The organism is Phenylobacterium terrae (assembly GCF_042681205.1).
GTDB lineage: Bacteria > Pseudomonadota > Alphaproteobacteria > Caulobacterales > Caulobacteraceae > Phenylobacterium > Phenylobacterium terrae.
Genome location: NZ_JBHUEY010000006.1, coordinates 742112 through 761663, shown reverse-complemented (window position 1 = coordinate 761663; position 19552 = coordinate 742112). Strand labels below are relative to the sequence as shown.

Sequence of the window (19552 nt, the reverse complement as noted above, 5' to 3'; positions counted from 1 at the left end):
CTACTCAGCCGCCCGGACCACGTCGTCCGCATCGTTCCCGGCCGGGACCGGCCGCGCCTGGGCGTGGCCGACGACCCGCCGGACGAAGCCGAGCAGCCAGCGGATCTGTTCGGCCCAGACCTTGGGCGCGGCCAGCAGCACCGGCGTCAGCACCAGGGTGAGCAGGGTGGCGAAGGACAGGCCCCAGACCACCGACGCCGACAGCTGCACCCACCACTCCGAGCCCGGCGCGGCGTACTCGAGATGTCCGGTGCGGAAGTTGGGGTGGACCTTGAACATCAGCGGGAACAGGCCGACCACCGTCACCACCGTGGTCAGCATCACCGGCCGGAAGCGCTGGGTCGCCGCGCGGACGGCGGCCTCGTCGTCCGGATAGCCGCCGCGCTTCAGCTGATAGAAGGTGTCGACCAGCACGATGTTGTGGCCCACCACCACCCCGGCCAGGGCCACGATGCCGGTCCCCAGCATGATCACCGACATGTAGTCGAAGGTGTGGGCGACGTTGACGACCACGCCCAGCAGCACCCCGACGGTCGCCAGGATCACCGCCGAGAGCGTCACGAACACGCCGTAGAAGCTGTTGAACTGCCACAGCAGGATCAGGAACATCAGGAACAGCGAGGCCAGCATGGCCACGGCGAAGAACTGGGCGGCCTCCTGGCCCTCCTCGTCGGCGCCGGTGAACTTCCAGCGCACGGATGCGTCCAGCGGCGCCTTCTCCAGCCAGGGCCGCAGCTCGGCGATCTTCTGGTTCGCGGCCACGCCTTCGATGGTGTTGGCCTGCACCACCACCAGGCGCTGGCCGTCGCGACGCTGGATGGTGGTCACCTGCTGGGCCGGGGCCTGGGTGACGAAGTAGCTGGCCGGCACGGGCCCCTGGGCGGTGCCGATCTTCAGCCGGTCGAAGGCGGCGATGTTGCGGGCCTCCGGCGGGAAGCGAACGCGGATGTCGAGCTCGTCCTCGGCGTCGTCCGGCCGGAAGCGGCCGACCAGCACCCCGCCGGTGACGAACTGGATCGCCTGGCCGACGGTCAGGACGTCGACGTTGTAGCGTCCCGCCATCTCACGATCGACCCGCAGGTTCCACTCGATCCCGGGGGAGGTGCGGTTGTCCTCCAGCTCGATCAGCTGCCGGTCGGCCGCTAGCTTGGCTTTCACGAGATCGGCGGCGCGGTTGAGGGCGGCCGGGTCGTGGCCTCGCAGCTCGACCTGCACGTCCTTGCCGACGGGCGGGCCGCTCTGCGGCTCCAGCACCTCGATCTGAACGCCGGGGATGCCCGCGACCCGCCGGCGCACCTCGTTGGCCAGGTCCTTGCCGGTGACGCCGAGTTCCTTGAGCTCCTCGTATTCGACGAAGTCGACCCGCACGCGGCCAACGGAGTCGTTGGGAGCGCCACCGGGCCCGTTGTTGGTCATCGGGCCGGCGCGCGCGAGAATGGACTCCACGCCCTTCATGCCTTCGAGCCGCGCCTCGACCTGCCGGACGAGCACGTTCTGAGCCTCGGGCGAGAGGTTGCCGCGGGCCTTCACGAACACCGCCGCCCACGGCGGGTCCTCGCGCAGGAAGAACTCGGTGGCCCTGGGCTTGGAGGCGAACTCGAAGACGATCACCGTCACCAGCACGAGGGTCGCCAGCAGCACCAGCAGCGGCCTGTGCGACAGGTCGTGAATGCTTCGCGCGTACCAGCCCATGAAGCCGCTCATCTGGCGCGGGTCGCCATGCTCGGACTTCTCGATCTCGGCCAGCGCCTCCAGGTCGACGCCGGCCTTGCGGGCCATCAGCGAGCCGAGCGCAGGGGTGAACACCAGCGCCACGAAGATCGAGGCGCCCAGGACGAAGAACAGCGTCAGCGGCAGGAAGCTCATGAACTTCCCGGGGATCGAGTTCCAGAACAGGAAGGGCAGGAAGGCGCACAGGGTGGTCAGCGTGCCGTTGACCACGGGCCAGAACATCCGCTTGCCCGCCGCCGCGAAGGCCTCGGACTTGCCCATCCCCTCGGCCATCTTCCGGTCGGCGTACTCGACCACCACGATGCCGCCGTCGACCAGGATGCCGACGGCGAGGACCAGGCCGAACATGACCATCATGTTCAGCGTCACGCCCATGGCGTTCATCATCAGGAAGGCCAGCATGAAGCAGGCGGGAATGGCCGCGCCGACCATCAGCCCCTGCCGTATGCCCAGGCTGGCGACGATGATCACCATCACCAGGATGACGGCGATGATGATCCCGGCCTCCAGCACCAGGAGGTTGCGGTGGATCATCTCGCTTTCGTCGTAGAGGAAGTCCGCCCGGATCGTCGAAGGCCAGCGCTTCTGCTCCTCGGCGACCACCTCCCGGACCATGGCGGTGGTCTCCAGGATGTTGGCGCCGGAGCGCTTCGAGACCTCCAGGATGAAGGCCGGCTCGCCGTTGAACCGACTGATGCTGGCCGCCTCCTTGAAGGTGCGCCGCACGTCGCCGATGTCGCCGATGGTGACGACCTTGTCGCCACTCTTCTTGATGGGCAGGGCCAGGATGTCCTCGGGCCGTTCGACGACCCCCGGCACCTTCACGGCGAACTGGCCGGGCCCCGAGCGCAGGCTGCCGGCCGGCACCAGCTGGTTGTTGCGCCCGATCACCTGGGTGACTTCGCCGACGGTGACGTTGTAGGCCTCCATCCGCAGGGGATCGATGGTGACCTCGAGGAACTCCTCCCGGGTGCCGCTGAGGTAGACCTCCAGCACGCCCGGGGAGGCCTCCAGACGCTCCTGAAGGCTGCGGGTGGCCTGGTAGAGGGCCCGCTCGGGAGCGGCGCCGGAGAGCACCACGCCGATCACGGGCTCGCCGGCGAAGTTCGCCTCCTCGATGATCGGCTCCTCGGCGTCGGGCGGGAACTCGCCGCGCGCGAGATCGACCTTGGCGCGGACGTCGGCTAGCGCCTTGGCCTTGTCGAAATCGGCTTCGAACTCGAGGTTCACGGCGGCCATGTTCTGGCGCGCCACCGAGTCCATCTGCTTGACCCCCTCGATGCTCTGCAGCGCCGTCTCGAGCGGCTTGACCAGCAGGCGCTCGGCGTCTTCGGGGGAAACGCCGGGGTAGGGGACCACGACCGAGATGAACGGGATGTCGATGTTGGGTTCCGACTCCCGGGGCATGTTGAGGTAGACGAACAGGCCGAACAGGCTGGCGATCAGGGTGACGCCGAGCACCACCTTCCGCCGTTTGATGGCGCCGTCGATCAGGGCTCCGATCATGCCTGCCTCCTCGGCGCGCGCACCCTAGCGGGCGAGGGCGACCTTAACCTTCTGGCCTTCGCCCACGTACGAGTGGCCGACGGTGATCACCCGCGCCGGGCCGCTCAGCCCGGCGACCCAGAGCCCTTCCGGCGTCTCCTCCAGCACCCGCACTGGCGAGAAGCCCACGCGGCCGTCGGGGGTCACGTAGCGGACGCCCTGCCGGCCGGCGGCGTCCAGCACCAGGGCCGAGACCGGCACCCGGTGGGCCGGTCCGACGCCGGCCCCCAGGCGCACTTCGGCCGAAAGGCCCGAGCGCGCCGCGTTGCCGGGATTCCGCGCCGCGATCTCGACGCGGTAGGTGCGGGTCTGCGGGTCGGCGTCCCGGGCCACGTAGCGGATCTGGCCGCTCAGCGTCTGGCCGGAGACCAGCTTGGCGGTGGCCGGCGCGCCGATGTTGAGCTTGGCCGCCTCGGTCTCCGGGACGTCGCCGACGATAAGCAGCGGGTCGAGCTCGATCATCGTGCCGCACGGCTGGCCGGGCGCGAGGTAGGTCCCGACCTCGGCCTCGCGGCGGTCGAACACGCCGGCGAAGGGGGCGCGGATGTTGACCTGCTCCAGGGCGATCTCGGCCTGGCGCACGGCGGCCGCGGCGGCGTCGAGGTTGGCCTTCTCCTGCAGCACCTGGGTCTCCGAGCGGTAGCCCTTGGCGGCCAGTTCGGTCGCCGCCTGGTGCTGCAGCTGGCGCGAGCGCAGGGCGGCGCGCGCCTGGTCGAGGGTCGCCTTGCGGGCGTCCACAGCGAGCCGGCACAGCACTTGCCCAGGCCGCACGAAGGCGCCTTCGGTGGTCGGCGTCGCGGCGACGACGCCGGCGGTCTCGGAGCGGACGACGACGGCGCGCGCCGCCTCGGTGCGCCCGCGGATCACCACGGCGTGCGGATGCTGGGTCTCGGGCACGTCGATGACCTGCACGGTCGGCAGCGCGTCGACGCCGGCGGCCGGCTTGGCCTCGGCCTTGCCGGCTTCGCCGGCGGTGATCAGGGACCGCACGACAAGGTAGAGCACCAGGGCGCCCACCAGGCCCACCGCGAACACCCATGACGATTTCAGCTTCATGAAGCTGCAGTCCCCGAACTCGAACCGGCCTGCGGCCTTGATTCGCCGCCTCGCGCAGGATCACCTACGAATGGTTGCCGCGCTTTTGATGCCAGCGTTCTCCGAGCGCAAATGAATTCCCGGACAGGATGGCCATTGGCCGCATAATCTGCCGGGCGGCGTGGGCGCGGCGGCACACTCTTGCGCCGCCAGGGTTTTGCGGCGCGCAAAGCATCTGAGGAGATGGGCTTGAAGTACCTGCACACCATGGTCCGCGTGAAGGACCTGGACGCGTCCCTGGACTTCTACTGCAACAAGCTTGGGTTGCGGGAGGTCTCCCGCACCGAGAACCCCGCCGGCCGCTTCACCCTGGTGTTCCTGACCGCGCCCAAGGACGCCGAGCAGGCCGCGGCGGAGAAGGCGCCGATGGTCGAGCTGACCTACAACTGGGATCCGGAGGACTACACGGGCGGCCGCAACTTCGGCCATCTGGCCTATGCGGTGGACGACATCTACGCCGCCTGCGAGCGGCTGCAGGCGGGCGGGGTCACCATCAACCGGCCGCCGCGCGACGGGCGGATGGCCTTCGTCCGCTCGCCGGACGGCATCTCGATCGAGCTGTTGCAGGCCGGCCCGGCGCTCGCCCCGCGCGAGCCCTGGGCCTCGATGCCGAACGTGGGGGCGTGGTGAGCGGGCGGCTCTCCGGCCGCTCGGCCCTGGTCACCGGCGCCGCCGCCGGCATCGGCCGCGCCATCGCCGAGGCCTTTGCGGGCGAGGGGGCCGACGTCGCCCTGCTCGATCGCGACGCCGAGCGCCTGGCCGAGGCCGAGCGGGGCCTCGCCGGCTCCGGGCGGACCATCCTGGCGATCCCCTGCGACCTCGCCGACGCGGACGCGGCCCGCGCCGCCGTCGCCCACGCGGTGCAGGGCCTCGGCAAGCTCGACATCCTGGTGAACAACGCCGGCATGCTGGCGCCCGGCGACGTCCTGAACCTTTCTTTGGAGGACTTCGACCGGGTGCTGGCGGTCAACCTGCGCGCCCCCTTCGTGGTCGGCCAGGCGGCGGCCCGCCACATGGTCGAGCGGGGGCTGAAGGGCGCGATCATCAACATGAGCTCGATCAACGCCGTGCTCGCGATCCCGGCCCAGCTCGCCTACGTGACCTCCAAGGGCGGGATCAACCAGCTGACCAAGACCATGGCCCTGGGCCTCGCGCCCCACGGCATCCGGGTGAACGCCATCGGCCCCGGCTCGATCATGACCGACATCCTCAAGGGCGTGATGGATTCGGAGGAGGCCCGGCGGAGCATCCTCGCCCGCACGCCGCTCGGCCGAATCGGCGAGCCGGCCGAGGTCGCCAGCGTCGCCGTCTTCCTGGCCAGCGACGAGGCCAGCTACATGACCGGCCAGACCATCTATCCGGACGGCGGGCGCCTGGCGCTGAACTACACCGTGCCGGTGGGGTGATTCCGGCCGTCCCCGGTGGGGGCTGATCGTGAGGTTGTGGAGAAGGGGTTCTCGATGGCTCCCCGGGCAGGACTCGAACCTGCGACCCGGCGGTTAACAGCCGCCTGCTCTACCAACTGAGCTACCGAGGATCAGGGCCGTCGAGGGCCGGGCGTATACGCCGCGTCGATTTTCCGCGCAAGTGACCAGAATGGTTAAGATCCCGCCGGCCGGCAAAAAGGAGCCCGGCGCGAGGCCGGGCTCTAAAGAAGTCGGTGATGGTGGGGTGTCTTCAAGGAAGACGAGGTGAGCGTCTGCGCACATGGTTAAGCGAGCGTTAACGGCTGCCAGGCCGGGCGTGGCCTGGACGGAAACCCGGCCAACCCACGCGTTTCGCGGGGTTTTCACCGCCGCGCCTGCGGCCGGCGTCGCGGCGAATGGGCGCGGCGGCGCGAATCGCCGGCGGAGATCCGAAGCGGGGAGGCGAGGGGAGAGACGCTGGAGGCCTGGCCGAGAATCGAACTCGGGTACGCGGATTTGCAGTCCGCTGCGTAACCACTCCGCCACCAGGCCGGCGTTGGAAGGCCGGATCGCTAACAGAACCGCATGCGCGCGGCAATCTCTCTCGGAACGGGCGATTGCGGACCATCGCCGCACCGCCCTATAAGCCCGCGTCCAACGCTCGCCGGAGCAATGAAGGGGCCCCATGGTCGCCGACCTCGCCGCAGCTCGCATCAACATGGTCGAGAGCCAGGTGCGAACCAACGACGTCACCGACGTCCGCATCCAGGACGCCATGCGCGCCATCCCCAGGGAGCAGTTCACGCCTCCCGGCAAGGCCTACCTCGCCTACGCCGACGTGGAGGTGGAGTATGCGCCGGGCCGCTTCCTGCTGCGCCCGCGCGACGTCTCCAAGCTGCTGCATGCGCTGCGGCCGGAGCCCGGCGAGCGGGCCCTGGCGATCGCCGCGCCCTACGCCGCGGCGGTGCTCGAGCACATCGGCCTGAAGGTCGAGAGGCTCGACGAGGGCGACCTGATCACGCCGCCGGGCGGCGACTACGACCTGATCGTCTGCGAAGGCGCGGTGGCTGCGCCGCCGCAGCCCTGGCTCGAAGCGCTGGCCCTGAACGGGCGCCTCGGCGTCATCGAGCGCGACGGCCGCCTCGCCCGCGCCGTGGTCTACGTGCGCACCGAAGAGGGGGTCGGATCGCGCCCGGTGTTCGACGCCGCCGCCGCTTTCCTGCCCGGTTTCGAGCCGAAACACGGCTTCGCGTTCTGAGGTTTTGCAATCCTTTCGAAACGTCAGCGTGAAAAAAGCTTAAGGATACGACCTCTGGTCCATATGGGCCGGGCGGGTCATACAAAGTCGCGTTCTCACGCCGCTGTCGGGGATATTTCACATGGTCGGTAGCCGTCGCGGAGGCTTGCTCGCCGCTGTCTCGTGCGTGATCGCCCTTGGGCTTACGAGCCAGGCCTCGGCCGAGACCCTCGCCGACGCCATCGCGCTCGCCTACCAGAACAACCCGAGCCTGCAGGCCCAGCGCGCCGCCCAGCGCGCGCTCGACGAGAGCTGGGTCCAGGCCCGCACCGGCTGGCGCCCGACGCTCGGCCTGAGCAGCTCCGCGTCGTGGCAGGAGAGCCGCACGCCCATCACCGAGCGGAACGGCGAGGACCTGGACGGCGACGGGCGCCCGGATGTCCTGGCGAACGGGCTTCCGACCATTCGCGAGCAGAACTCCGGTTCCGTCAGTCTCCGTCTCAGCCAGCCGATCTGGACCGGCGGCCGGGTCGCCGCCAACGTCTCCGCCGCCGAGGCCGAGGTGCTGGCCGGGCGCGAGAACCTGCGGCGGATCGAGCAGCAGATCCTGCTGAACGTGATCACCGCCTATGTGGATGTGCGCCGCGACATCGAGGGCCTGCGGATCCGCAACGAGAACGTCCAGGTGCTGGAGCGCCAGCTGGAGGAGTCCCGGGCCCGCTTCGAGGTTGGCGAGATCACCCGCACGGACGTCGCCCAGTCCGAGGCGCGGCTCGCCGCCGCCCAGGCCCAGTACCAGCTGGCCCAGTCGCAGCTGGCCACCAGCCGCGCCAACTACGCCGCCGTGGTCGGCCAGAACCCCGGCGACCTGGCGCCCGAGCCCTCGCTCGCGGCGCTGCTGCCGTCCGACCCCGACCAGGTGTTCGACGCGGTCGAGCAGTTCAACCCCAACATCCGGGCCGCCGAATACACCGAGCAGGCCAGCCGCGCCCGCATCGCCGGCGCGCGCGCCGAGCGGCTGCCGAACGTTTCGGTGGACGCCAGCCTCGGCCATAGCGGCGGCCGCCTCGACCCGTTCGACCGCCGCGACTACTCGCGGAACGTGACCGCCACCGCCACGGTCAGCGTGCCGCTGTTCTCCGGCGGCCTCGTCAGCTCGCGCATCCGCCAGTCGGTCGAGCGCAACAACGTCGATCGGCTGAACGTCGAGATCAACCGCCGCACCGCCCTGCAGCAGGCGACCCAGAGCTGGAACGCGCTGCAGGCCGCGCGCGCCAACATCGTCTCCACCGAGGAGCAGGTGCGGGCCGCCCGCATCGCCGCCGAGGGCACGCGCCAGGAGCAGCAGGTGGGCCTGCGCACCACCCTCGACGTCCTGAACGCCGAGCAGGAGCTGCGCGCCGCCGAGCTGTCGCAGATCAACGCCCGCCGCGAGGAGTATGTGGCCGCCACCTCCGTCCTGGGGGCCATGGGCCGGCTGGAGGCCCAGAACCTGGTGGCCGGCGTGCAGATCTACGATCCGGAGACCAACTTCCGGAAGCTGCGCTTCACCTGGGGCTGGGTGCCCTGGGAAGAGCCGATCTCGGTGATCGATTCGCTGCTGACGCCGCAGCCGGTCGAGAAGCCCGAGCCGCCCGCCGTGACGGCGACGCCGGCCGCCGCCGGGCCGCCCGAGGCGCCGGCTCCGGCCCCGGCCGCCCCCACGGCGCCCGGACAATAATGGCGCGCCGCCGCATTTCACGGGCGGCAGGCCTTTGCTAGTCCTTCGGAAAATTGCACCATCGCCGTTGCGCGCCTAGTTTGGCGCGACGGATTCTCTGAGCGCGGAGCGCGGCCGGCCCTCATGTCTGACCAGACCTCTCCGGAACCGACAATGGAGGAGATCCTCGCCTCCATCCGGCGCATCATCTCCGAGGAAGATGGGCCGGAGACGAAGGCCGAGGACCTGCCGATGCCGGCTGCGGAGGCGGAGCCGGAGCCCGCGGCCGCCGCGGCGCCCGAACCCCAGCCCGAGCCGGAACCCGAGGCCGAGGAGGCCGAGGACGAGGTCCTCGAGCTGACCGAGCGGGTCGAGAGCGTCGGCGACATCGACGCCTACAGCCCGACCAGCGCCCCGGCCATCGAGGAGCCGGAATCGGCGGCCTACGAGGAAGCCCCCGTTCCGCCGCCCGCGCCGGCCCCGCCCGCGGACATGGGCGAAGGCCTCGTCGGCCCCGAAGCCGCCAGCCTGGCGGCGACCGCCTTCACCCGTCTCTCGGCCAACATCGGCCTGGGCAACGGCGACGCCACCCTGGAACAGATCGTGCGCGAACTCCTCCGCCCGCTGCTGAAGCAGTGGCTGGACGACAACCTGCCCGGCATCGTCCAGACCGCCGTCGAGGCCGAGGTCGAGCGGATCGCCCGCGGACGAGTACGCTAGGGGCGCAGAGCCTCCGTCACGAACCGCGTCGGCCGCACGGAGCGCCGCCCCGACCCACGTCAGGCCTGGGTCCCCGCTTCCCCGGGGGCGAGCGGTTCTATATGCACCGCCGGACACGCCATGCTCGACAAAACCTTCGATCCCAAGACCGTTGAACCGCGCCTCTACGCCGCCTGGGAGGACTCGGGCGCCTTTGCGCCCAAGGACGACCCGAACGCCGAGCCGTTCAGCATCGTCATCCCGCCGCCGAACGTCACCGGCTCGCTGCACATCGGCCATGCGCTGAACAACACCCTGCAGGACGTGCTGACCCGCTTCGAGCGGATGCGCGGCAAGGCGGCCCTGTGGCTGCCGGGCACCGACCACGCCGGCATCGCCACCCAGATGGTCGTCGAGCGCCAGCTCGCCGCCGAGGGCAACATGAGCCGCCGGGACATGACCCGCGACGAGTTCGTGGCCAAGGTGTGGGAGTGGAAGGCTCAGTCCGGCGGGCGCATCGTCCACCAGCTGCGCCGCCTGGGCGCCTCCTGCGACTGGAGCCGCGAGCGCTTCACCCTGGACGAGGGCCTCTCGGCCGCTGTCCGCAAGGTGTTCGTCCAGCTCTACAAGGAGAAGCTGCTCTACCGCGACAAGCGGCTGGTGAACTGGGACCCGCAGTTCCAGACCGCCATCTCCGACCTGGAGGTCGAGCAGCGCGAGGTCGACGGCCATTACTGGCACTTCGCCTATCCGCTGGAGGACGGCTCCGGCGAGATCGTCGTCGCGACCACCCGGCCCGAGACCATGCTGGGCGACACGGCCGTCGCGGTTCACCCGTCGGACGAGCGCTACAAGCACCTCGTGGGCAAGGCCGTGCGCCTGCCGATCGTCAACCGGCCGATCCCCATCATCGCCGACGAGTATCCGGACCCGGAGAAGGGCTCCGGCGCGGTGAAGATCACGCCCGCGCACGACTTCAACGACTTCGTCGTCGGCAAGCGCCACAACCTGCCCGCCATCAACGTGATGGACGAGTTCGCCCGCATCAACGCCAACGCGCCGGAGGCCTATCGCGGCCTCGACCGCTTCAAGGCGCGAGCGAAGGTCGTTGAGGAGTTTGAACAACTCGGCCTGCTGCGCGGGATCGAGAAGACCCGTCACGTCGTCCCGCACGGCGACCGCTCCGGCGTGCCCGTCGAGCCCTTCCTGACCGACCAGTGGTACGTCAACGCCAAGGTCCTGGCTCAGCCGGCGATCAAGGCGGTGGAGGAGGGGACCACGACCATGGTCCCCAAGCACTGGGAGAAGACCTTCTTCGAGTGGCTGCGGAACATCGAGCCCTGGTGCGTGTCGCGCCAGCTCTGGTGGGGTCACCGCATCCCGGCCTGGTACGGCCCCGACGGCAAGGTGTTCGTCGCCGAGACCGAAGCCGAGGCCAAGGCGCAGGCGCTGGAAGTCTACGGCCACGAGGAGCCGCTGCGTCAGGACGAGGACGTCCTCGACACCTGGTTCTCCTCGGCGCTGTGGCCGTTCTCGACGCTGGGCTGGCCGGACAAGACGCCGGACCTGGCCCGCTTCTATCCCACCAGCGTGCTGATCACCGCCGGCGACATCATCTTCTTCTGGGTCGCGCGGATGATGATGCAGGGCCTGCACTTCATGGGCGAGGTCCCCTTCAAGCGCGTCTTCTTCAACGCCCTGGTGCGCGACGCCGAGGGCAAGAAGATGAGCAAGACCAAGGGGAACGTCATGGACCCCCTGGAGCTGGTCGACGACTACGGCGCCGACGCCCTGCGCTTCACGCTGACGGCCATGAGCGGCCATCAGCGCGATATCAAGCTCTCTCGACAACGCATTGAAGGATATCGCAATTTCGGCACCAAGCTGTGGAACGCGGCGCGCTTCTGCCAGGCCAACGGCTGCGAGCGGGCCGAGGGTTTCGACCCGGCCAAGGTGGCCCTGCCGCTGAACCGCTGGATCGTCGGCCAGACCGCCCGGACCGCCCGGACGGTGACCGAGGCGCTCGAAGAGTGCGCCTTCGATGATGCGGCCAGCGCCCTCTACCGCTTCATCTGGAACGTCTACTGCGACTGGTACGTCGAGCTCTCCAAGCCGATCCTGAAGGGCGAGGACGCCGCGTCCCAGGCCGAGACCCAGGCCACCGCCGCCTGGGTGCTCGACCAGATCATGTTGCTGCTGCACCCGGTGATGCCGTTCCTCACCGAGGAGCTGTGGGCGCAGACCGCCGCCAGCGGGGCGCCCCGCGCCCACGCCGGCTTCCTGATGACCGCGCCCTGGCCGCAGCTCGACGCCGGCCTCATCGACGAGGCCGCCGAGGCCGAGATCGAGCTGATCATCGCGGCCATCCGCGAGGGCCGGTCGGTGCGCGACGAGCTCAATGTGCCCAACTCGGCCCGCCCGCCGCTGCTGGTGATCGAGGCCGACGCTGCCCAGCGCCGCACGCTCGAGGCCGCCGCCGGCTCCATCGGCCTGATGCTGCGGGTCTCCGAGGTGCGCTCCGAGGCGGCGGCGCCGGAGGGGGCCATCCCCTACGTCGTCGACGGCGCCACCCTGGCGCTGCCGGTGGCCGAGTTCATCGACCTGGCCGCCGAGCGCGCGCGCCTCTCCAAGGAGATCGCCGCCCACGCCCAGGACATCGAGCGCACGGCCAAGAAGCTCTCCAACCCCGACTTCGTCGCCCGTGCGCCGGAGGAGGTCGTCGAGGAGAACCGCGAGCGCCTGGCCGAGGCCGAGGCCGCCAAGGCGAAACTGGAGAGCGCGCTCGGCCGGCTACAGGCGGTGGTCTAGCAGACCTCTCCCCCCGCGAGCGGGGAGAGGTCTGAAGAGCATGGCCTATTTGCCTCGCGCCGTAGGTTATGCTTGTTCACCTATGACGACGCGCGGTCGTTCATCCGCGCGCGGAGCACACGGGAGTTGACGCTCATGACCGAGGCCGCGCTGCCTCCGGGTTGGCCTGCGATGTCCATCCAGCAGGCTCACGCCATCCTCACCGCCCCCGGCTTGCCGACCGAGATCGAGGAGCTCGAGATCCGCGGGATCAAGACCAAGGTGTGGAAGAACGCCCCGCCGTCCATCCGTTCGGTCGTGGAGTGGTCGCGCCAGCACGGCGAGAAGATCTTCCTCGTCTACGAGGACGAGCGGGTCAGCTTCGAGGCCTTCTACCGCGCCGTCTCGGCCTTCGCCCGCGAGCTGCAGGCGCAGGGCGTGCAGAAGGGCGACCGCGTCGCCATCGTCATGCGCAACCTGCCGGAATGGGTCGTCGCCTTCTACGCGGCCGCCTCGGTCGGTGCGATCGTCACGCCGCTGAACGCCTGGTGGACCGGCCCCGAGCTCGAGTACGGCGTGACCGACTCCGGCGCCAAGGTGCTGGTCGTCGACGCCGAGCGCTACGAGCGCATGACCGAGCACCTGCCCAACTGCCCGAGCCTGGTGCGCGTCTACGTCAGCCGCGAGCGTGACGAGATCGCCCATCCGCTGGTCAAGAAGCTCGAAGACGTCATCGGCGCGCCGAACAGCTGGAAGGACCTGCCGGCCGAGCCCCTGCCGCCGGTGGAGATCGGCCCCGAGGACGACGCCACCATCTTCTACACCTCCGGCACGACCGGGAAGCCGAAGGGAGCGCTGGCCACCCAGCGGGCGGTCAACTCCAACATCATGGCCGGCGCCATCGGCGCGGCGCGCTCCTTCCTGCGCCGGGGCGAGGCGCCGCCGCAGCCCGATCCCAACGCGCCGCAGCGGGCCTCGCTGATCAGCGTGCCCTTCTTCCACGTCACCGGCTGCTTCGCGGTGCTGAACCCCAGCCTGTTCGGCGGGGCCAAGCTGGTGATGATGTACAAGTGGGACGTGATCCGCGCCTTCGAGCTGATCGAGCGCGAGAAGATCAACCAGGCCGGCGGCGTGCCGACCATCGCCTGGCAGCTGATCGAGCACCCGGCCCGCAAGAACTACGACCTGTCGTCGCTGGAATCCGTCGGCTACGGCGGCGCCCCCTCCGCGCCGGAGCTGGTCCGCAAGATCAAGGAGACCTTCCCCAAGTCGGCGCCCAGCAACGGCTGGGGCATGACCGAGACCTGCGCCTCGGTCACCGGCCACTCGGGCGAGGACTATCAGAACCGGCCCGACAGCTGCGGTCCGGCGGTTCCCGTCTCCGAGCTGCAGATCCGCGACCCGAACGACGGCGTCACCGTGCTGCCGCCGGGCCAGGTGGGCGAGCTGTGGGCCAAGGGGCCGCAGGTCTGCAAGGGCTACTGGAACAAGCCCGAGGAGACGGCCAAGACCTTCGTCGACGGCTGGGTCCGCACCGGCGACCTCGCCAAGCTCGACGAGGAAGGCTTCTGCTTCATCATCGACCGGGCCAAGGACATGCTGATCCGGGGCGGTGAGAACATCTACTGCGTCGAGGTGGAGAACGTCCTCTACGACCACCCGGCGGTGATGGACGCGGCGATCGTCGGCATCCCGCACCGCACGCTGGGCGAAGAGCCGGCCGCCGTCGTGACCCTGAAGCCGGGCGCCTCGGCCACCGAGGAGGAGCTGCGGGCCCACGTGGCCGAGCATCTGGCGGCGTTCAAGGTCCCCGTGAAGGTGAAGTTCTGGCACGAGATCCTGCCGCGCAACGCCAACGGCAAGATCCTCAAGAACGAGCTGAAGAAGGCCTTCGAAGAGGAGCAGGCGGGCGCCTGACCCGCCGGTGGAGAAGAGGCGCGCCGACGTCCTGCTGGTCGAGCGCGGCCTCTTCGAGAGCCGCGCCAAGGCCCGGGCCGCCATCGAGGCGGGCCGGGTCTTCGCCGACGGGCGGCCCGTGGCGCGGGCCTCCGACCTGATCGCGATCGAGGCGCAGATTGCGGCCGAGGCGGCGCACCCGTGGGTCGGCCGGGGCGCGCTGAAGCTGGTCCACGCGCTGGATCTGTGGCCGATCGCTGTCGGGGGGCGCGTGGTGCTCGACGTCGGCGCCTCCACCGGCGGCTTCACCGAGGTCTGCCTCGCCCGCGGCGCGGCCCGCGTCTACGCCGTGGACGTTGGGCAGGGGCAGTTGCACCCCAGGCTCGCCGCCGATCCGCGCGTCGTCTCGTTGGAGGGCGTCGATGCGCGCCGGCTCGACGCGGCGCTCGTGCCCGAGGCGCCGGAGCTGGTGGTCTGCGACGCCAGCTTCATCGGCCTTTCCAAGGTGCTGCCCGTCCCGCTGTCGCTGGCCGCGCCGGGCGCCGACCTGGTGGCGCTGGTGAAACCCCAGTTCGAAGCGGGGCCGGGCGCGGTGGGGAAGGGCGGCCTCGTCAAAGACCCCGCCGTGCGCGCCGCCGCCCTCGAGGCCGCCAAGCAGTTCTTCGAGTCCAGCGGCTGGCGCGTCCGGGGCGAAGCGGAGAGCCCGATCGCCGGCGGCGAGGGCAATCTCGAGTTTCTCGTCTGGGCCAGGAAGGGTGGGCGGTGACTGGTTGGGGCGCGCAGCGGCCCTACCTGTCACCTCCCGCGGCGCTGGGTGACAGGTAGCGCCTGCGGCGCAACCAGTCACCGCAGAACGCCCAAAGAAAAAGGCCGCCGGAGGATATCCGGCGGCCCTCAAGTTCGCTCAGGAGCTGGAAGTCTCTAGTCGACGACCTGGTAGCGGCCGCGGCTGTCGCGGCAGACGCGGACCATGCGGGTCACGGTCCGGCCGTCCGGCATGTAGACCGGGCTCTCGGCCAGGGCGCAGCCGTCGGCGCCGGCCCGCTGGGTGATGCGCAGCCGCTCCCCGCCGTAGCCATAGGCGTAGCCGTCGTAGTCGTCCTCGTAGGCCGATCCGTAGTAGCCGCCGCCGTAGTAGCCGTTGGAGCGGTAGCGGTCCTCGAGGGCGTAGGGCTGGTTGTAGTAGCCGCTGCTGTAGCCGCGGTCGTAGCCGTAGTAGCTGTCCTGCGGATAGCCGCTGCGGCAGGCCGCCGAGTTGTTGCCGACCGCCGCACCGGCCACCGCGCCCAGCGCGCCGCCGAGGAGGGCGCCTTCGGTGCGGTTCTTCCGCGCCGCGGCGTTGGAGCCGATGGCCGCGCCGAGCGCGCCGCCGATCAGGCCGCCGACCGTGCCGCGGTTGGTCTGCTCGCGGCGGCAGGGGTCGTAGTAGGCCCCGCCGTAGGTCTGGGCCGAGGCGACGCTGGGCGCCGCCACGGCGGTCATCGCCGCGACGCCGGCGACGGCGGCCAAGGCGCTCTTGGCCAGGGTGGAACGGAAGGTCATGTTGGGAGGCTCCCCTCGGATGGTGTCGGGTTAGAGCGCGGCCTTAGCCGCGCCCGCTCGGCCGCCAGACGCCGTCGCGTCCGCGGCAGACTTCGAAATCGTGCGTTCGGCCGCCGTAGTACTCCTGCACCCAGCGGCAGTTGGACCGGGCCGAGACCCGGCGCGGATAGTCCACGCACTTCACGCGGGACTTGCCGATCTGGTGGCCGGCCACGGCACCGACGGCCGCGCCCAGCACCGTGCCTTCGGTGCGGGCGTTGTCGGCGGCCACGCTGCGGCCCACCAGGGCGCCCGCGGCGCCGCCGATCACGGCGCCGGTGGTCGCCGAGCGGCGCTGCTCGGACCGGCAGATGTCGCCCGAACCGTAGCTGCGGACGGACTGGGCGCTGGCCAGTTCGGGGGCGGCGAACACCGGCGCCGCGGTGGCGGCTGCGGCGGCGAGAACGAGAAGTCGCTTCATGGCTGTCTCCGGCGATCCTCTTGAAGGCGGCCCCCTGCCGACTCTTCGAGGGTATTGATGGCAAAGCTAAGGTGAACGCGCGTTGATCGGGCCGTTCATCTTCGTTCATGCGGCCCGGGCGCGGCTCGCCTCGCGGCGGATCGACCGCTAAATGGCTGCCGTGATGCGAAGTTCCAGGCCACAGCCGCGCTCAAGGCCCGCGGTAGAGACGGTGATCGAGGCGGTCGGCGGGGAGGGCGACGGGATTGCGCCCGGGCCGCTCTACGCACCGTTCACGCTCCCAGGCGAGCGCGTGCGGCTGGCGCCCGGCGGCGACCGGCGCGACGTCGAGCAGATCCTCGAGCCCAGCCCCGAGCGGGTCGCGCCGCCCTGTCCGCATTTCGGCGCTTGCGGCGGCTGCGCTCTGCAGCACTGGGACCGGCCGGCCTACCTGGCCTGGAAGGTCGGCCGCCTGGCCGCCACCCTGGCGCGCCAGCACATCGAGACCGAGTTCCTCCCCGCCTTCGCCGCCGAGCCGCAGACCCGCCGCCGCGTGGCCCTGCACGCCCGCCAGGGGCGCAAGGACGCCGCCCGCGTCGGCTACAAGGCGCGCAAGTCCTGGAGCCTGGTGGAGATCGACGTCTGCCCGATCTCCGACCCGCGCATCCAGGCCGCCCTGCCGGACCTGAAGCGGCTCGCCGCGCCGCTGTTCGAGCACCCCAAGTCCGCGCCCACCCTGCATGTGACGGTCACCGCCGCGGGCCTGGACGTCGACATCACCGGCGTGGAGCGCAAGAGCGGCGGCCTCTCGGCCGACGCGCGGGTGCAGCTGGCCGAGACCGCCGCCGCGGCCGACTTCGCCCGCATCACCCTGGACGGGGAGATCGCCTACCAAGCCCGCACGCCGACCGTCCGGCTGGGCCCGGCCACGGTCGGCCTGCCGCCCGGCGCCTTCCTGCAGGCGGTTCCCCAGGCCGAAGCGGCGATGGCGGCCTTCGTGCGGGCGCAGGCCGAGGGCGCCGAACGGATCGCCGACCTCTACTGCGGGGTCGGCACCTTCACCTTCCGGCTGGCGGAGGCGGCGCCAGTCCACGCCGCCGACGGGGCGGCGGAGGCGATCCGCGCCCTCACCGCCGCCATCGCCACCGCGCCGCGGCTCAAGGGGATCACCGCCGAGGCCCGGGACCTGGTCCGCCGGCCCGTTCTGGCCGAGGAGCTGAAGCGCACGGACGTGGTGGTGTTCGACCCGCCGCGGGCCGGCGCGCTGGAGCAGGCGCACGAGATCGCCCGGTCGGGGGCGGCCCGGGCGATCGGCGTCTCCTGCAACCCTGCGACCTTTGCGCGCGACGCCCGGACGCTGATCGATGGCGGCTTCCGGCTCTCCCGGGTGCTCCCGGTCGATCAGTTCCTCTGGTCCCCTCATATTGAGTTGGTGGGCGTATTCGAGCGCTGAAATCGGCCAAATTCGGCCACGACTCCCGCGAATCTTGCTCTGGAACCCTACCGGAGCCGCAGTATGCGCCGTCTCTTCCGCCTCGCCGTCCTGTCCGCGCTCGCCGCGGGCCTGGCGAGCCCCGCCCTGGCCGGGCCCGCCCCCGGCCGCTTCGTCCATCCGGCCGACACCAACAAGGACCAGAAGGTCAGCAAGGCCGAATGGGTCGCCTCCGGTGAGAGCGCGGACGGCTTCCGGGCCGCCGACGCCGACCGTGACGGCTTCGTCATCGGCCCCGAGTTCGCCAACTGGTTCATGAAGAAGGAGGGGATCGGCCCCTTCCAGTCCTCATCCGCCCCCAAGCCGCCGAGCCCGGTGAACCGCCTCGTCGAGCGCTGAGAGGAAGCGCGAGCGGTCCTTCGCCTGGAAAGGCGGCGGCCCGCGGGTGATCTCGCCCACCGACCGTAGATGCTCTCCGATCGCCCGGCCGGCCAGCGCCTGGCCGATGGAGTCCTCGGTGAACAGGCGCCCTGAGGGTCCGATCACCAGCGCGCCGGCCTTCAGGCAGCGGCTGGCCAGCGGAATGTCGTGGGTGATGACGATGTCGCCGCGGGCGGTCTGCTCGGCGATCCAGTCGTCGGCGGCGTCGGGACCGGCCTCGACGATCACCCGCTCGATGCGCGGCTCCTTGGGGACCATCAGGAACGCGCCGGCGACGACATAGACCTGCAGGCCATAGCGGCGGGCCACCTTGTAGACCTCGTCCTTGACCGGACAGGCGTCGGCGTCGACGAAGATTCGGCTCGGCATTTCCCGATCTTAGCGGCCGGAACGGGCGCCGGCTCTGGCGGATTTCATGCTCAGCCATGGCCGCCATCGCCCGATCCGGATTGAAGCCGACCTCGCCGCTCGTGGTGGCGCCCTGGCTGGCGCTGGGCCTGATGCTCGCCGCCTGGCCGCGGCGCAAGCCCAAGCCGCGGGGGATGAGCCAGCCGGAGGACGCGCCGCTGGAGGCGAACCGCGGCCGGACGGCGGTCGCCCCGTCGCGGATCCCGTTCCAGGGGTGGAAGGACATCCTCTGGCGGACCTGGCGCGAGTTCATGCGCGACCGGGTGACCTTCGTCGCCGGCGGCATCGCCTTCACCGGCGTGATGGCCCTGTTTCCCGCCCTGGCCGCCTTCGTCGCGCTGTACGGCCTGTTCTCGGACGTGGAGACCGCCCGCGAGCATCTGGCCATCCTCACCGGCCTGGTCCCGGCCAGCGTGCTGACCTTCATCGGCGAGCAGATGGTCCGCATCGCCGAGGAGCGGCAGGCGAGCCTGTCCATCACCTTCGCCGTCAGCCTGCTGATCTCGCTGTGGAGCGCCAACGCCGGGATGAAGGCGCTCTTCAACGGCCTGAACGTCGCCTACGAGGAGACCGAGAAGCGCAACTTCTTCCAGGTGAACCTGATCGCCCTGTTCTTCACCGTGGGCGGCACGCTGTTCTTCGTCGTGGCGGCCACCGCCGTGGTCGCCGTGCCCGTCGCCCTGAAGCTGCTGCACATCGACCCGCGGCTGCTGCCGCTGGCGCTGCTCAGGTGGCCGCTGCTGCTGGCGGTGACCTTCGCGGCGCTGACGTTCGTCTACCGCTACGGACCCAGCCGCGAGCGGGCGAAGTGGCGCTGGGTCACCTGGGGCGGGATCGCCGCCTCCTGCTTGTGGCTGGCGGGCTCGGCCGGATTCTCCTGGTGGGTGACCAATGTCGCCAGCCTGAACGCGACCTACGGCTCGCTCGGCGCCGTGTTCGGCTTCCTGATCTGGATCTGGCTGTCGGCGGTGATCGTCCTCACCGGCGCCGAGCTGAACGCCGAGATCGAGCACCAGACAGCGGTGGACTCCACCACCGGCCCGGAGGAGCCGATGGGCCAGCGCGGGGCCGTCGTCGCCGACACGGTGGGGCGCGCCAAGACCGGCGGGCCGGCCGAGATGCTGCCCGATTTCGTCGCCCGCCGCTTGCGCCGCGGCCGAACCGCACCAGATCAGGCCCTCGCCGCGGAGTAGCC

The 19552-nt window shown here is 70.6% G+C and carries 16 protein-coding genes and 2 tRNA genes; 11 read left to right on the top strand and 7 right to left on the bottom strand.

Annotation, left to right across the window (positions count from 1 at the left end; all coding sequences use genetic code 11):
- Together ACFSC0_RS18255 and ACFSC0_RS18250 are read right to left on the bottom strand one after the other, a co-directional pair.
- Entirely contained in the window at window positions 1-3237 is a 3237-nt protein-coding gene (locus ACFSC0_RS18255) for an efflux RND transporter permease subunit (protein ID WP_377284172.1), read from the bottom strand.
- A 24-nt stretch (window positions 3238-3261) separates the two neighbouring features.
- Window positions 3262-4332, bottom strand: a complete 1071-nt coding sequence (locus ACFSC0_RS18250; RefSeq protein WP_377284173.1) for an efflux RND transporter periplasmic adaptor subunit — start codon at window positions 4330-4332, stop codon at window positions 3262-3264.
- A gap of 228 nt (window positions 4333-4560) precedes the next feature.
- Between ACFSC0_RS18250 and gloA the strand changes: the two genes are divergently transcribed.
- Together gloA and ACFSC0_RS18240 are read left to right on the top strand one after the other, a co-directional pair.
- The gene (gene gloA / locus ACFSC0_RS18245) at window positions 4561-5001 is read left to right on the top strand and encodes a lactoylglutathione lyase (RefSeq protein WP_377284174.1); all 441 of its coding nucleotides are present in this window, start codon (window positions 4561-4563) and stop codon (window positions 4999-5001) included.
- Window positions 4998-5777 carry an SDR family NAD(P)-dependent oxidoreductase gene (locus ACFSC0_RS18240; RefSeq protein ID WP_377284175.1) on the top strand — a complete coding sequence of 260 codons (780 nt, stop codon included), beginning with the start codon at window positions 4998-5000 and terminating at the stop codon, window positions 5775-5777. The genes gloA and ACFSC0_RS18240 overlap by 4 nt, the downstream gene beginning before the upstream one ends.
- A gap of 55 nt (window positions 5778-5832) precedes the next feature.
- On the opposite strand, the gene ACFSC0_RS18235 is transcribed toward ACFSC0_RS18240, so the two are convergent.
- Window positions 5833-5908 (bottom strand) — tRNA-Asn (locus ACFSC0_RS18235).
- 347 nt (window positions 5909-6255) lie between these two features.
- A tRNA-Cys gene (locus ACFSC0_RS18230) sits at window positions 6256-6329 on the bottom strand.
- 133 nt (window positions 6330-6462) lie between these two features.
- Between ACFSC0_RS18230 and ACFSC0_RS18225 the strand changes: the two genes are divergently transcribed.
- From ACFSC0_RS18225 to ACFSC0_RS18200, 6 genes are all read left to right on the top strand, one after another.
- Entirely contained in the window at window positions 6463-7035 is a 573-nt protein-coding gene (locus tag ACFSC0_RS18225; protein WP_377284176.1) for a protein-L-isoaspartate O-methyltransferase family protein, read from the top strand.
- 166 nt (window positions 7036-7201) lie between these two features.
- Complete coding sequence (locus ACFSC0_RS18220) at window positions 7202-8734, top strand: TolC family outer membrane protein (RefSeq protein ID WP_377355222.1); 1533 nt, start codon at window positions 7202-7204, stop codon at window positions 8732-8734.
- 123 nt (window positions 8735-8857) lie between these two features.
- Window positions 8858-9433, top strand: coding sequence for a DUF2497 domain-containing protein (locus ACFSC0_RS18215; protein ID WP_377284178.1), 576 nt, complete (start codon window positions 8858-8860; stop codon window positions 9431-9433).
- A 120-nt stretch (window positions 9434-9553) separates the two neighbouring features.
- Window positions 9554-12220 carry a valine--tRNA ligase gene (locus tag ACFSC0_RS18210; RefSeq protein WP_377284179.1) on the top strand — a complete coding sequence of 889 codons (2667 nt, stop codon included), beginning with the start codon at window positions 9554-9556 and terminating at the stop codon, window positions 12218-12220.
- Between the two features lie 135 nt (window positions 12221-12355).
- Window positions 12356-14116, top strand: a complete 1761-nt coding sequence (locus ACFSC0_RS18205; protein ID WP_377284180.1) for a class I adenylate-forming enzyme family protein — start codon at window positions 12356-12358, stop codon at window positions 14114-14116.
- Window positions 14117-14123: 7 nt separating this feature from the next.
- Window positions 14124-14861 carry a TlyA family RNA methyltransferase gene (locus ACFSC0_RS18200; protein ID WP_377284181.1) on the top strand — a complete coding sequence of 246 codons (738 nt, stop codon included), beginning with the start codon at window positions 14124-14126 and terminating at the stop codon, window positions 14859-14861.
- Between the two features lie 155 nt (window positions 14862-15016).
- Here ACFSC0_RS18200 and ACFSC0_RS18195 read toward each other — a convergent pair whose 3' ends face one another.
- On the bottom strand, window positions 15017-15637 hold the full coding sequence (locus ACFSC0_RS18195) for a glycine zipper 2TM domain-containing protein (protein ID WP_377284182.1): 621 nt from the start codon (window positions 15635-15637) through the stop codon (window positions 15017-15019).
- 43 nt (window positions 15638-15680) lie between these two features.
- Window positions 15681-16097 (bottom strand): glycine zipper 2TM domain-containing protein, encoded by a 417-nt coding sequence (locus ACFSC0_RS18190; RefSeq protein ID WP_377284183.1) that lies wholly within the window; start codon window positions 16095-16097, stop codon window positions 15681-15683.
- Window positions 16098-16260: 163 nt separating this feature from the next.
- Between ACFSC0_RS18190 and ACFSC0_RS18185 the strand changes: the two genes are divergently transcribed.
- Both ACFSC0_RS18185 and ACFSC0_RS18180 read left to right on the top strand, forming a co-directional pair.
- Window positions 16261-17529, top strand: coding sequence for a class I SAM-dependent RNA methyltransferase (locus tag ACFSC0_RS18185; protein ID WP_377284184.1), 1269 nt, complete (start codon window positions 16261-16263; stop codon window positions 17527-17529).
- Window positions 17530-17592: 63 nt separating this feature from the next.
- Complete coding sequence (locus ACFSC0_RS18180) at window positions 17593-17907, top strand: EF-hand domain-containing protein (protein ID WP_377284185.1); 315 nt, start codon at window positions 17593-17595, stop codon at window positions 17905-17907.
- On the opposite strand, the gene ACFSC0_RS18175 is transcribed toward ACFSC0_RS18180, so the two are convergent.
- On the bottom strand, window positions 17857-18318 hold the full coding sequence (locus ACFSC0_RS18175) for a YaiI/YqxD family protein (RefSeq protein WP_377284186.1): 462 nt from the start codon (window positions 18316-18318) through the stop codon (window positions 17857-17859). The genes ACFSC0_RS18180 and ACFSC0_RS18175 overlap by 51 nt on opposite strands.
- A 56-nt stretch (window positions 18319-18374) precedes the next feature.
- Between ACFSC0_RS18175 and ACFSC0_RS18170 the strand changes: the two genes are divergently transcribed.
- Complete coding sequence (locus ACFSC0_RS18170) at window positions 18375-19550, top strand: YihY/virulence factor BrkB family protein (protein ID WP_377284187.1); 1176 nt, start codon at window positions 18375-18377, stop codon at window positions 19548-19550.
- Window positions 19551-19552 lie beyond the last annotated feature (2 nt).